The organism is Paenibacillus sp. cl6col, from assembly GCF_900102125.1.
GTDB classification, from domain to species: Bacteria; Bacillota; Bacilli; order Paenibacillales; family Paenibacillaceae; genus Paenibacillus_B; species Paenibacillus_B suaedae.
The window spans coordinates 592,610-606,371 of the sequence record NZ_FNAZ01000001.1; the positions used below are offsets into that span (position 1 = coordinate 592,610).

Here is a 13,762-nt window from a genome sequence, read left to right on the forward strand (position 1 = left end):
GTAAATATTACTACCCCAACACTTTCCATGGAGGATCAGTCGATCATGAACCGCAGAATTCGATTGCGCGTATTTGCACTAGGTATGATCATGGTATTTGTTTTTCTAGTCTTAATCATACGCACGTTCTGGATTCAAGTCATCAGTTATGATTTCTACATGGAACACAATGTAAAGACCTGGGCGCGCAGCGAGGTTCTTCTGGCCAAAAGAGGCACAATATATGATCGAAACCAGAAGCCGCTTGCTCTCGAAGCCTCAGCATATAATCTGGTGGTTTTCCCGCAGGAGATCGAGCATCTGAAGCAGCAAAGTCGAGTTGCCGATGGGCTTCATCAAATAACGGGCAAACCTCTTCCCGAGCTCAATGATCTCATTAGCCGAACAAAGCAGCGCCAAGTCGAAGTGCGCACAGAAGGCTGGCTCATGGACTATTCGAAGCTCGATGATTTCCGCACCCTCTTCGGCAAAGAATTGGATTATGGAGAGTGGCTGCATTTCCCTGATTATGGGGTTGGATTAATGAAGTCCTCCAAGCGTTATTACCCCTATAATCAATTAGCCGCTCACGTACTCGGATATATCAATAAAGAAGGACAAGCTGTATCCGGCATTGAAGGCAAATTCAATGAACAGCTGCAAGGCGTTAATGGCAAGGCAGCATTTCTGAGGGATAATCGCGGCAACCCCATTGCACTGGCAAGCCGTTCGACAACATCGCCCATTGACGGCAAGTCCGTAACGCTTACGATTGATATCGAAGTTCAGCGGTTCGTAGACGAGGCCATGACTCGTGTCATGAAGCAATGGCAGCCTGCCAGAGCCATGGCCGTTGTTATGGATCCGCATTCGATGGAAGTGCTGGCTATGTCCTCGAAACCGGATTTCAATCCGAACCGATACTGGGATATATCGAATATTGGCGCCTTGACGAACGATACCATACATTTCGGATACGAGCCTGGATCAACGTTCAAGATCGTTACGCTTGCAGCTGCCATTGAGGAGAACGTATTCCGACCGGACGATACATTTGTCTCTGGCTCGATCAAGGTTCCCGGCAACATTATTCACGATGTGAAGAAAGATGGCTGGGGAACGATCAGCTATCAGCAGGGATTGGAGAAGTCAAGTAATGTCGCCTTCGTCAAACTAGGCTTGGAGAAGCTCGGCAAGGAGAAGCTGTACAACTATATTGACCGCTTCGGATTTACACATCCAACAGGCATCGAATTAAGTGGAGAGGCAGAGCCTCTTATTCGATTTGAGCGTCCTTCCGAGATTGCAACCGCGACCTTCGGGCAAGGTAGTGTTCGCGTAAACACACTCCAGCTTGCTGCCGCTTATGCCAGCATCGCGAACGGCGGGAAATGGATGCAGCCGAGTATTCTGAAGAATGACTCCGCTCCTAACGCTCAGACTGAGCGTCAGGTCGTCTCCCCTGCCACTGCAAGAGAGGTCACAGAGCGCTTGGAGCAAGTTATCCTAAAAGGTACTGGCAAGCCTGCTATCATTGATGGCTATCGGGTAGCTGGCAAGACCGGAACTGCACAGAAACCAGCCAAGCGAGGCTATAAGAAAGGAAATTGGCTTATTTCATTTGTTGGCTACGCACCGGCCGATAACCCGAAGGCTGTCGTCGCGATTGTAGTGGATGAGCCTGATCTTGGGGGTGACTTCACCTTGGGTGGTCAGGTCGCTATGCCCGCCTTCCGCTCCATCATGCTCAGTACGCTTCAATATATGGGGATTAAGCCCGATCCAAGTCTACTCCCTACTAACGATGAAGGTTCTGAACCACCGGTAAAGATCAACAGCAAAGTGGAAGTGAAGAATACAGCTGTCGTAGGAAATTATAAATCAAAACCGGTAAAGGACTCCGTGCAGGCTATCAAAGATAGACGCATGCATGCCGTTGTGCTTGGAAAAGGTACACAAGTGCTTGAACAATATCCGCAGCAGGGGGAAGAGCTGTATGAACAGCAGCCAGTCTATTTACTAACAAGCAAGGAGAAGGACGTTCCCCTCCCTTCGCTTGCCGGATTGTCGCTGCGAGATGCACTTACCATCTGTCAGTTGCTTGATCGCAAAGCCACCATCATCGGAGAAGGGTATGTCGTCAAGCAAGAAGAAAGTACGGCCGGAGAACAACGATCTGTAACACTCTATTTGCAAGCCGGAAGCTATCGAAATCCACAACAAGGCTCTACTTCTTCTGAAACTTCGGTGCCAACCAAGACAGAGAACAAGTGACGCGTCCACGAAAAAAGGTATGTTTTGAGGAATCGTTGAATAGAGATCAATAGACAACTTTCTTACGAGCATACGAATCGTGCGCGAGCAGCAAGCGAACCCGGGAAGGGGGAAGGCTTGATGACGCGTCTAAAGTTGAGGTGATAGGATGAAACGGCATTGGTGGAATGGATCGATGACACTGCTTGTCATTCGTGATGCAGATCAAGCAGTGAAGCAGGTCAGTGTATCGAAAATGCTAGTTGTCTCCGTCCCGATTGCGGCAGTCATATCGATATCTGGACTCTTTCTGGCTATGCAATGGAAATCTACCGCACATATTCAAGAGCTTCAGGGACAAGTGACTTCCCAGACTATGGCCTTGGACGTCACCGTGAAGGACAAGGACGAGGCTATTCGTGTTCTGAAAAATGAAGTCATCCGCTTGTCTTCCCAAGCAGAATCCGTCAAGGATCGATTGGAGCAGATGAGTTCCCTGGAGAAGCAGCTTCAGCAATTCGTCGAAGGATACATCGCTCCTTCGGATGCATCCAAACATTCAGCTATGCTATCCGCCCCCTCACAATCCTCTGGTTGGAATGAACGCATTCAGGTTGGCGGCGAAGACATCGAGGCAAGCACGGATCAAATTCTGAATTTGGCAAACCGCTCTCGCATCGATCTCAAGCAAGTAAGTGACATGTTGAATACAATGCAGCGTTCTGTTCCGACTACCTTGAAGCAAGCACAGAACAGACAATCGACGATCGCAGGAACGCCGTCCATCTGGCCGACGAAGTCACGCCGCATCACATCCAGCTTCGGCTATCGCCAAGATCCAATGCATGGCCGAGCCGCCTTCCATGCGGGACTCGACATCGGCGGCGAGCTGGGCGACCCCGTCTATGCCGCAGCTGACGGCAAGGTCATTGAGGCCGGATTTCAGCCAGCTCGCGGCAACTATATCGTCATCCGCCATGTCAATCAGCTAGACACCTGGTATATGCATCTACAGTCGATCCTCATCGACGTAAATGACACAGTGGCAAAAGGCGACCATATTGCCAAGCTTGGGAATACCGGAAGAAGTACAGGGCCTCATCTTCATTTTCAAATTGTACAGCGCGGTGAACCGATCGATCCGTTTCCTTATGTACGCAACGCTCTGTATGAGACTGCAAGTTCCAAGAAATCTATCCCTACTCCTCTTATTCGCACCAGACGTTCAAGCGAACCATTGACGTCTCTCAGCACTCGGGCCGACTCGTATCCAATTTATCAATCCTAGCTTCGTCATCCTGATCCATTTCAAGGAGGTTATGCGAGCATGCTCCGTCGCTCAACACAACAACCGAAGCACAGTGACACGTATATCGCACCTGGGACTCAATTAGAAGGCGCAATCCGCTGCGAGGCAAACATCCGCATTGATGGCAAGTTCACAGGAGAAGTGACTTGCAGTGGTACGATTACAATTGGGGAACATGGAGAAGCGCATTCTACCCTTACCGCCAATCATATTATTGTAGCAGGCAGCGTAGTTGGCGACATTCACGCAAGCGGCAAATTAGTAATTTCCTCAACGGGGCAAGTCTGCGGCAATTGTCTATCGGAAGTGCTGTTAATCCAGGAGGGCGGATTGCTGAATGGAACAAGCCTCATGGAACGTTCATCCGAAGCTAGCTCATCCAAGAAAGGCAGCAAGGGGAACCGACAAGAGGCGGCCAACGCATCTAGCAATAAAGAAAGTGAGAAGCAAGCGGGATAACCGCTTGCTTCTCTTTATGTATTCTTATGCTTACCCCTTCAATTGGTTGCGTATCGATTCGGCTATTTTCTGCAATTGTTCTTCATCAGGGAGGAAGTAGTAGATCCCGTTGATCATCTTCCCCTTCCCCTGCAGCACCTGCTGCTCCACTTTCGTCAACTGTGGCCGATAATGAAGCATCAGCTGCTTCCAATCGTCAAATTGCAGGTTTGTACGGATATTCTCCTTTACCTGTACGAGCAAATCCATCCAATGTCCTGCTGAGTCAAGTTGGGCCGACTTGTTCAGTATCGCCTGCAGCACTTGGCGCTGTCGCTGCATGCGGCCAAAGTCGCCATCTGGATCCTGCTTGCGCATCCGAACATATACGAGTGCTTCTCTCCCTTGCAACGCCACCTTGCCCTTCGGGAAAGTTATACCGTCGTCCGTGAATGATAAGCGATTCTCTACTTCTATGCCGTTTAAGGCATCTATCATCGACACAAACCCATTCATATTCGTCTTCACATAATAATGAACAGGCACCTTAAAGAGCTGTTCCACCGTGGCAACTGTCATTGGAACTCCGCCAAATGCATAGGCATGATTGATTTTATCAACCGTATGGTGGCCTACGATTGACGTCCTCGTATCACGAGGAATGCTGAGCAAGGACAAGGTACCACTCTGCGGGTGAACCAGAACCAGGGCGAGCGAATCAGATCTCCCCTTATCGCCTGGCCGCTCATCCGTCCCGATCAGGAGCAGCGTGAAGGGGCTCTGCTCGGATAAATTCGGCAGACCCATAGCTGCCTGTGTCGATGCTGGCACTGTCTCGTTCCTATCTCGCACAGCATGCTTCGTCGAATCAGATGTCGGCTGCTCCAGTAATGGCCCTCTCGTTCCTTCCGGGAGCGGTTCATACATCGCATCAGCCGTTCCCTTCAACGTATTCCATATGATAAGAAGAACGGTAGATACAATTAATATCATAGCTCCTAGTAAGATAAGAACGACCTTGTGCCATCTTCGCAATGAGTTCCTTCGTACTATCAAACATCTCCCCTCCCCTTGTTCCCCTCTATTCACCTTGATCGTTCGTGCAAATTTGAACCGACCGGCCAGATCGCGCAAGCAAACAACGAATAACGAGATCCATCTTATTCACTTGTGCGATCTGCCCTTTCACCCTATTACCACTCTATTTCTCGGGAGGAGCATCCTTCTGCAAGAAATGCCGTATTGCCTCATTCCAATGTCGAAGCAGCGAGAAGTCATTAAGCCTCAACGCTAGTGGCTCCAACACTGAATATTCAGGTCTGCGAGCAGGCCTTGGAAAATGAGAGGTGGGCACCGCGCGTACGATCGTAGACAAGCCTGCCTCCTTGATAATTGCTGTAGCGAATTCATGCCACGAGCAGCTTCCGCTGTTCGTAATATGATAGGTTCCATATTTGGTAGTGTAGAGCAATTCGACTATCTTCTCCGCCAAATCAAGCGTATACGTAGGCGAACCTACTTGGTCATTAACGACTTGCAGCACTTGTTCCGTCTGTGCCTTCCTTAGAATCGCTTTGACGAAGTTGTCCCCATACAAGCCGAAAACCCAAGAGGTGCGTACAATAAATGCAGCAGGATGATGATTTCGTACAAATCTCTCGCCTTCCCACTTCGAACGCCCATAGATATTGATGGGACGAACGGAATGGAACTCATTGTATGGGCAGTCACTCTTCCCATCAAATACATAATCCGTGCTGATATATACAAGTGCTGCACCAATACGGTTAGCCGCTACGGCCACGTTGCGCGTCCCGTAGCTGTTAATTCGATACGCTGTGTCAGAATCCGACTCAGCCAAGTCTACCTTCGTATACGCCCCAGCGTGGATAACATGTGTAGGACGCTCCTTCTCCATCACCGTCCGCACTCGCTCCGCATCCGCCACATCCATATCGTGATGCCCGTAGCCAACTGCCGATATGCCATGGCGATGCAGCACAATCAGCATCTCCATTCCAAGTTGTCCACCTGCTCCTGTAACCAGCACCTTCATCTCTTCCTTGTTCACTCGGCAACACCATCCTTATTGCAAGAATTGGGAGCTGCCTTCCAAGCAGGAAGCTCGGCATCTTCTAACATCGGATGCTTGGCATCCTTCTCGGACAAGATGGGCTTGCTTACAGGCCAGTCAATATGAAGCGCTGGATCGTTCCATGCAATCCCTCGGTCGGATGCCGCATGATAGGGAGCATCCACCTTATATAGAACCTCTGTATTCGGAACGAGCGTACAGAAGCCATGTGCAAAGCCTTGCGGGACGAGAAGCTGCCGACGATTTGATGCGCTTAAGATAGCACCAACCCATTGTCCGAACGTCGAAGAGCCTTTGCGAATATCAACCGCAACATCATAGACGGCCCCGACTGCAACCCGTACCAGCTTCGTCTGCGCATAAGGATCCAACTGATAATGAAGACCTCGCAGTGTGCCAGCACGCACAGATAAGGAATGGTTATCCTGCATGAACGAATAATTTATACCAAGCTCTTCCCACTTATGTGCGTGATAGCTCTCCATAAAAAATCCGCGTTCATCCTCGAACACATTCGGCTCGAGAAGAAGTACTTCGGGTAATTTTGTCTGACTGACCTTCATCCTGACAACTCCCTTTTCGAGAGATAATTCGTGACTGATTGAAGAGGCTTTCCGCCCACTCATAACTATTCTATGCCGTTCACCCTCTTATTGACATTCAATGTGGGGAAAGTGCGACATATATCCATCAATCATATATTCGGGATGATTCCAGTTCTACGGTTAGCCGAACCATTGGACTTGCGCCCAAGCAGGATCGGGGTTATACAAAAAACATTGATTATACGTATTCATCATTTTGGAATAATGTGGACATGCCTTCGTAAGTTGAATGTTTAGTCGTGAGGTAAGCATTGCTTTCTGCTGAGGGGTTAATATAAATTTGACGGTGTATTGATATTTAACCTGTTCTTGTTCATGCTTCCGTTCTTTGCACACAACGTTTCCGCGAATAGACATACGGTCGTTGTCAAATTCATATGTAAATGCTAATGAATAATGGTTCGATATTGGCAAGCTCAAATGAGTAATCATCGTTAAGCAGTTCGGGCTAAGCCCGACAAGCATAACTTTACAGCTTCGCGCATGATGAACAGGCTCCTGATGCACGCGATCTATTGTCATCAGAACGGGTACCGGCTTTGGCAAGGTAATGAACAGTTGCGACGGATACGCAGAAGGCCAACTATTCATCATGATATTCCTCTTGTACAATCTGAACAACAGAATGACTCGCAGCACATTCCCACCTTGCACGAAAAATGCCTAATTGCAGCATGATGTCCGTAATATCAACCGTCCGTTTCTCTGTCAAGGACTCTCTTTCAAGCTGCTCAACTGTCATGTCATGCCTCACTCCTATCACCTCGTTCATTCACTGTCGTATCGGTTCCACCTGTTGCAGCGGAATTCATCCACTCTTCCTTACGCTTCCTTATGCCGATAGCGCTCATTCGATAAATAATCAAATAGAATACGCCCAATATCACGGCTTGCAAGATGGCAGCCGCCAGCGGGGACAATTGCAGCCATACGACGATTAGCAAACCTAGCGCCAATACCAGAAAACGAGTAACCGTCCACCAAAAATTCCAATGCTGCAGGCGAAGGGATTCTAAAATGACGGATACCGGAGAAAACAAAATATTTACACCGTACAATAGCGCGTAGACCGGCACATATTTGGCAGCAGGCTCCCAAGCAGTACCAAACAGCCATACAAATAACGGTGGGCCTACAACCGCGATTACAAGAATAGGTACTACTCCAATTCGACATAGCTTGCGAAACGTATCACGGAATAGTTGCTCGAGCATCTGCGGATTCTCGCGTGCATGCTTCATCGATTCCGCGTAGAACACTTGCGAGATAGACATGCTTAGCAGCAGTATCGGCCCTCCCAGCACCTTATCAACGAGAGCGATGGAGCCCGCTTCCTTCAACCCATAATATCCCGCCATGAAGAGCGGCAGCATTTGGAGTGTCATCGAGGTGAATACTCCTGATCCAGTCACATAAAGCGCAATTTTGCGATATCGGCTGGCCATCTTCTTCATAATGCTCCAATTCGCTTGACGGGCCCATTGGCCAGGCCGGAATTGCTTATGAAATAACGTGTACAGTGTTCCCGTTCCTGCTACGCGTCCAAATACTTCGCCCAATACGAGCCCGACTCTGCCCAATCCGACGAACGGAGCAGCCAACTGGATAAGGATTCCCCCCATCCCCTGCACCCATTTCGTTCTGGCTAGCGGTCCATAGCTTCTCGTTCGAAGCGCCCAATAATTTAACGTATTATAGAGGCCGTAACCGAAGAAGGATATAGGAAGCAGGTACACGATCATTCCAATTCTGAACGAATCAGATATCATCGGCGCAAACAAAATAATCACTGCCAAGAACACACCGGTGAGAAGAACGAGAAGCAAAAAACAAAAAGTTACGATATAGGGGATATGCTCTTCGTCCTCCTCCATCGGTATCGCTCGTTCAAACCCCAAGCTTCCGAACAAAACAGAAATCGCCAGTATAGACATATAAACAGCTAGCTCACCGTATTGCTCAGGCGTATACAAATGTGCCAAGAGGGGGGATAGAACAATCCCTATTCCTTGGGCGGCAGCCGTCCCGCTAAGCATAATAATAACGTTCTTAACAAAGGATCCTTGGCCGGTGAGCACGCGCCAGCGTTTGATCGCAGTATGGATAATATTCATTCTCGTACCCTTCCTTTGTCATTCCGCTAGAATTGGCGTACTTGCGATAGAGGGATAACAAATGACTGTCCTGCCTGAATATCGTAGATGAATCTATCGCCGATCTGTTGTTGAATAAAGGTCGTATTGCCAAGACTGACGACCACATGACTGCCTTCCTGCTTGATTACACTCTTAATCGTGTAAGCCGCATTCCGTACAGCTGCAGAGTTCGATGAAGTCACCGAATGATTGTCAACATACACCGTAGCACCAACTAGTTTCTTCACATCGAACGATGCCAAATTTTCAAATTTGAGTTCCAAACGATTATCAAGGCTCCACCCTGTTGTAAAGCCAGCAACTTTCCCTACTAAGCGCTCTGCTTCCGATTTGGACTCCTGCTTGCCGCCATCGTTCTGCAGCCACGTTCCATCGTGTGCATACTGAACCTTCGCCCCCTTAGACGACATACTTGTCAGTCCAAAAAAGCCCTTGAATGACAGTCCGTTCTCCAATTGGTATTCCCGATTCGATTCCAGACTGCAAATAATCGTATCTTTCCGACCATTTTGGAGGGCAACCTCAATGGCCATCGCTTCCCATTCAGGAACAGCCGCGCCTTCATGGGTTACGCTAAGCCTTCGAATTGTTTTGATCGTTCGTTCCTTCGCGAATGGCTCCAGAATCGAAGTGAACAAGCTCTCCCCGCCAGGACGCCGTGTTAATAAATAATCGAGTCGTCGAGGATTCCCCGGCTTATTTTGGGGTGGATCTCCCTGGGCAACTGCTGCATCTGTATACGAACCAAGCATCGTAACCCGCAAATTCGGCTTCACCTGCACGCGGTTATATGACACAGACTTCGCCGACTTCCACTCTGCATAAAACTGGCCGATCGGATCCTTGTCCTTACGGACATTGTACAAATAGTTATATCCACTCTTGCTCTGCTCCGAATAGGCGGGATCTGCAAGAGGAATCTGTTCGCCAGCATACGTGCCTGACTTCTGCTCCACTAATTTCAGCCCACCTGTCTCGACCGTTCCTTCCATGCCGTGAAAGCTTGACACTTGTTCACCCGCCCCCTTGACGCGGAAGAAATCAACGGCATAGGCAAGTCGATCATCAATGGGAATAAGAGCGAACGTCCTTCGATATACGTCAGCCCCCTCGTACGCATAGGGCGCCTCCACATCGATTAATTTGGCGTATTTGCCGTCATCATAATGACGTGGAATGCCAACCCATGAATTTGGCTGCTGTCCTTCCTTATTGAACACAACTGTATTATGCGATATGGTGTTCGATTCCCAGCGTCTACGCAAAATGTTATCATCAGCGAAGGTCACGTAACCTAGATCCGGGGCCATATCTAGACCGAACCCATATAACCCGATATTTAGCGCATCCCGATGAGCGTGGGATGTGCCATTTCGCCCATAGTACAGCCAAGCCTCAATGTCCCCATGCCTCAAAGCTGTGTATCCATATCCCGTTAAATTGATACTGTTGAACTTATAGCTGCCCTGAGATTGTACGACTTTACGGAACTGAGCAAGCAGTGCTTCCATCTTCGGTTGAAATAAATCATTTGTAATCCCTTCCGTTCGGTTTCCATTCAATAGAAATGCTGCCTGGGCAAATAAAGGATCGCGATATTTAACAAATGCCCTCCATACCAAGTCCCGCTTCGCCCAAATATTATCTTTGCCAATCGAGCCGGAATCCCCGATATTGGGTGTGTCCTTGCCTTGCATCACAAGATCAAGAAAGGCATAGAACATCTTCTTCACCTTCGGATGCTTATATAAATCCGCGCTTGGGACGCGCTCATAGCTGTCCAAAATATCCGCCAAACTGTTCATTCGTTCCAACCAGGTCACATTGTATTCAGGTGAAGCTTCATCACCATAGCCATCGCGATCGATACGATTCGCCAGAACGTCATAGACGCCCCCGCCGCTTATTCTCCATCCGCCGCCCGCTACACGCTCCAACTGCCCTGACTGCAGCGCAAATTGAATCCACTCCGCAGATTCAGGAAGCTGATCCAAGGTAATAGCCGCTAGTGCAATCACATTCTGATGAGATCCGAAGTTGCCTGAGATCTGCGCTTTCTTGACAGCAGGCACAATTTGACGAATGATACGATTCTCAAAGTTTTGCTTTATACTGTCGGCTGTTCCCTTCGATGAGGGAAGGCTGTAACGAGCGGCTTTCTTTTGCAAAAAAGACAAGTATGGAGCAGTCTTCTTCTGGAGTACGGGTAAAAAGGCATCGTAACTGAGGAGCAGCTGCTCCGTCAGTGTAACTTCAGCAATTGATCCCAATACTTTTCCCTGTCCCGTCCCGCCGTGCGCATTTTTGAACCCATCCTCCCACCGATACACGGAGACGTCCATATCAGGATACACATCGGCTACACGATCTAATAGAATCAGGCCGCTATAAGCGTACTTCTCATTTCCCGTATATAAGTAGGCTTCACGCAGCGAACGCAATGCATCCGTTAACCACTGACTCCATACCCAATGATTGTAGAACGCGATAAACGTATACTTGTTGCCTTTTCCATCAACATATCCACTGCCGTCATCGACGCCAAATGCCGTGCCTTTGTCCGGATACAGCGTATTCACCAAATATTTGCGGTCGGCGCGCTTCGGATCAAATCCTCCCTTATCATCTAAGCCGCTCCGGTAGTATGAAGCGAAATCATTCGTTGGGAACATCATTCCATTCGATTTATCCTTTACTTTCCACGGCTTCGCTACAGGATCAATTTCGTAGCTTGAACGGTCATCACGAGGCCCCTTCTGACCACCTATCACACTTCCCATCTCTTCATTCACATCATAGCTTCTCGGCAAGGCCTGCGTGGTAATCATCGACCATAGCTCTTCGTAGCTCAAATCTATATATTTTTGCGCCCTTCTTATGCTTGCATCCCTTTCATCCCGCGCCCATTTATACATTTTCACATTGTCCTGAACAGCTTGGCGTTTCTCTGCTGTATAGTAATTGCTCCTGGACTGGCCTGCTGCATGCGGACTGTTCATAAACACGAAATCGATACAAAAATATAGTGCAGCAATAATGAAAGAAACGATAATTAACTTCCATTTCCAATCAATTCTATAAGTTGTCATATTTGTAATCTCCTTGCTCATATATCGTGACATTTGCTGTCATCACTTTCTAGTAGGGCGTTTCATATTGTATAAAAAACAAGCTACTATTCCGATAGAAGAGGATGTGTCCGCCTATGATTAATCCGAATTTTGTTACGCCGCAGAACTTCGGAGCCTTGTATGATGGAGCAGCAGACGATACCACTCCAGTCAATAAAGCGCTGCAGTTCGCTGCGGTCAATCAGATGAGCGTCTACTTTCCTCCCGGCAAAGGTGCTGTAGTCTCCCAAGCAATCACCGTGCCATCCGGCGTCAGACTTATTATGGATGCCCCGCTTATTTATAAGGGAGACAACACTCAACCTTGTCTGCTGATCGGCAATGCCATCGAATCTACCACCATGATGGATTACAAATTGAATGTCCGAAATGCTCAAGTATCCGACTGGAGCAACGAAGGGAACATCGGCATCATTCTGACCAACTTCATCTCATGTAATATCGATATTGTGGGAATCGATGGCTTCACAATCGGTCTGCAAGCTAAGGGAAATAGTAAAGGATTCTCCTTCAACAAGCTGACACTTGGACAAATCATGAATAATAAGATTGCGCTGGATTTGTCGGCAGTTCGTTCTGGCTGGGTCAATGAAAATTTATTTGAGAATGGAAGGTTTGGATGCTGGAGTCAGGTCAATACGAATGCAAGCCGTTACGGAATTCGCATTATATCGCCTGATAATTCGTACTTTTACAATAACAACAATGTCTTTATCAAACCTAGCTTCGAGCTTGGCCAATCCTACCTTACGGGCAATGCCGAAGCAGTCCCGCTTCTGATCTATCACGGTGAGCAAAATAAATTCCAAGATATGCGCAACGAGGACAATAATACAACCTTTGTACGGGTGTTCAACTCGTCTTCGAATAACGTGTTCAATGTCGGTTATGGAGAACTGAACGGAAGCAATATCGATGATCGAAGCCGTTATCCTGTATCCGTGTACTCCTCACGCAAATCCAAATTAATCAATACAAAAGGAAACATGATCTTCCTATCCGGTCCCCTGAATAAAATAGCCTGCTACTACAATGGGAATAGCTTAGTCAATATTCCACGCGTTAATGTCGCCACTTCTCGCACGTCCACAGTTCTGAAATCTGGAGCAATGACGCTCGCCAATGAATATGTAGAGCTTATTCAGCCAGCAATCGGCGTATTCATCAACACCTCCAAAGCCAAGCGATTTATTGTACAAAAAGATACGATCGCTGGATATGGGGGACGCGTCATTGTCATCTGCTACGATGCAAACGGCAACATTCTAGGAAGCACTATTCAAAATGAAGCTACAGTCAAAGGCTCCTCCAACGCAGAGCCCTACTTCAACACAACCGCACCCGGGGGTGGAGCAATAGGCGGTTATATTACCGGAAATGATTCCAACAAAGACTTCTATTTCCGTGTTCATTCTGATGTCACTATGATACGCGTCTTGTTATCAGGAGGAACACAGCCGCTGCGCATCAAGAGTTTCTGCATTTACAGCATCGACTGCACGGCAGCGGTCTGGTCTGGCTACGAAGAGATCATACCTGGTGTGAATCTCGGCACGCAGCCGCCTACTGCAGGACAATGGGATAAAGGGCGAATGATCTTGAACGATAATCTCTCGCTGCTCGGCAACGACGGCAGCAAATATGTTGTAGAAGGCTGGCAATGCATTCAAGCACCCAATCAGTGGATAGAAAAAAGATCCTATACAGGCTTATAGAGGTTGTTCAAAAAGTCCGCTTTTGATCACGAAGTAAATCATAAAGTGGGCTCGGCATCGAATCTTGAATTCAGCCGGGTG

The 13,762-nt window shown here is 48.1% G+C and carries 11 protein-coding genes; 4 read left to right on the plus strand and 7 right to left on the minus strand.

The window, feature by feature from the left end:
• The first annotated feature begins 45 nt into the window (after positions 1-45).
• The 3 genes from BLS15_RS02520 (at position 46) to BLS15_RS02530 (ending at position 4,000) form a co-directional block, all read left to right on the plus strand.
• Positions 46-2,253 (plus strand): penicillin-binding transpeptidase domain-containing protein, encoded by a 2,208-nt coding sequence (locus BLS15_RS02520; RefSeq protein WP_051614009.1) that lies wholly within the window; start codon positions 46-48, stop codon positions 2,251-2,253.
• A 148-nt stretch (positions 2,254-2,401) separates the two neighbouring features.
• Complete coding sequence (locus BLS15_RS02525) at positions 2,402-3,520, plus strand: M23 family metallopeptidase (protein WP_028531645.1); 1,119 nt, start codon at positions 2,402-2,404, stop codon at positions 3,518-3,520.
• Between the two features lie 39 nt (positions 3,521-3,559).
• Entirely contained in the window at positions 3,560-4,000 is a 441-nt protein-coding gene (locus BLS15_RS02530; RefSeq protein WP_021254345.1) for a bactofilin family protein, read from the plus strand.
• Positions 4,001-4,030: 30 nt separating this feature from the next.
• Here the strand turns inward: BLS15_RS02530 and BLS15_RS02535 are convergent, their stop codons facing one another.
• The 7 genes from BLS15_RS02535 to BLS15_RS02560 form a co-directional block, all read right to left on the minus strand.
• Positions 4,031-5,035, minus strand: a complete 1,005-nt coding sequence (locus BLS15_RS02535) for an LCP family glycopolymer transferase (RefSeq protein ID WP_028531644.1) — start codon at positions 5,033-5,035, stop codon at positions 4,031-4,033.
• 145 nt (positions 5,036-5,180) lie between these two features.
• Positions 5,181-6,050 (minus strand): dTDP-4-dehydrorhamnose reductase, encoded by an 870-nt coding sequence (rfbD, locus tag BLS15_RS02540; protein WP_028531643.1) that lies wholly within the window; start codon positions 6,048-6,050, stop codon positions 5,181-5,183.
• Positions 6,047-6,637 carry a dTDP-4-dehydrorhamnose 3,5-epimerase gene (rfbC, locus tag BLS15_RS02545; RefSeq protein WP_021254348.1) on the minus strand — a complete coding sequence of 197 codons (591 nt, stop codon included), beginning with the start codon at positions 6,635-6,637 and terminating at the stop codon, positions 6,047-6,049. The genes rfbD and rfbC overlap by 4 nt, the downstream gene beginning before the upstream one ends.
• Before the next feature lie 162 nt (positions 6,638-6,799).
• Entirely contained in the window at positions 6,800-7,273 is a 474-nt protein-coding gene (locus BLS15_RS02550) for a hypothetical protein (RefSeq protein WP_028531642.1), read from the minus strand.
• Positions 7,263-7,421, minus strand: a complete 159-nt coding sequence (locus BLS15_RS28835; RefSeq protein ID WP_155987202.1) for a hypothetical protein — start codon at positions 7,419-7,421, stop codon at positions 7,263-7,265. The genes BLS15_RS02550 and BLS15_RS28835 overlap by 11 nt, the downstream gene beginning before the upstream one ends.
• A gap of 1 nt (position 7,422) precedes the next feature.
• Positions 7,423-8,793 carry a lipopolysaccharide biosynthesis protein gene (locus BLS15_RS02555; protein ID WP_021254350.1) on the minus strand — a complete coding sequence of 457 codons (1,371 nt, stop codon included), beginning with the start codon at positions 8,791-8,793 and terminating at the stop codon, positions 7,423-7,425.
• Positions 8,794-8,819: 26 nt separating this feature from the next.
• The gene (locus tag BLS15_RS02560) at positions 8,820-11,924 is read right to left on the minus strand and encodes a heparinase II/III domain-containing protein (RefSeq protein ID WP_021254351.1); all 3,105 of its coding nucleotides are present in this window, start codon (positions 11,922-11,924) and stop codon (positions 8,820-8,822) included.
• A 116-nt stretch (positions 11,925-12,040) separates the two neighbouring features.
• On the opposite strand from BLS15_RS02560, the gene BLS15_RS02565 reads away from it, so the two are divergent.
• Positions 12,041-13,681, plus strand: a complete 1,641-nt coding sequence (locus BLS15_RS02565) for a hypothetical protein (RefSeq protein ID WP_021254352.1) — start codon at positions 12,041-12,043, stop codon at positions 13,679-13,681.
• The last annotated feature ends 81 nt before the right edge of the window (positions 13,682-13,762 follow it).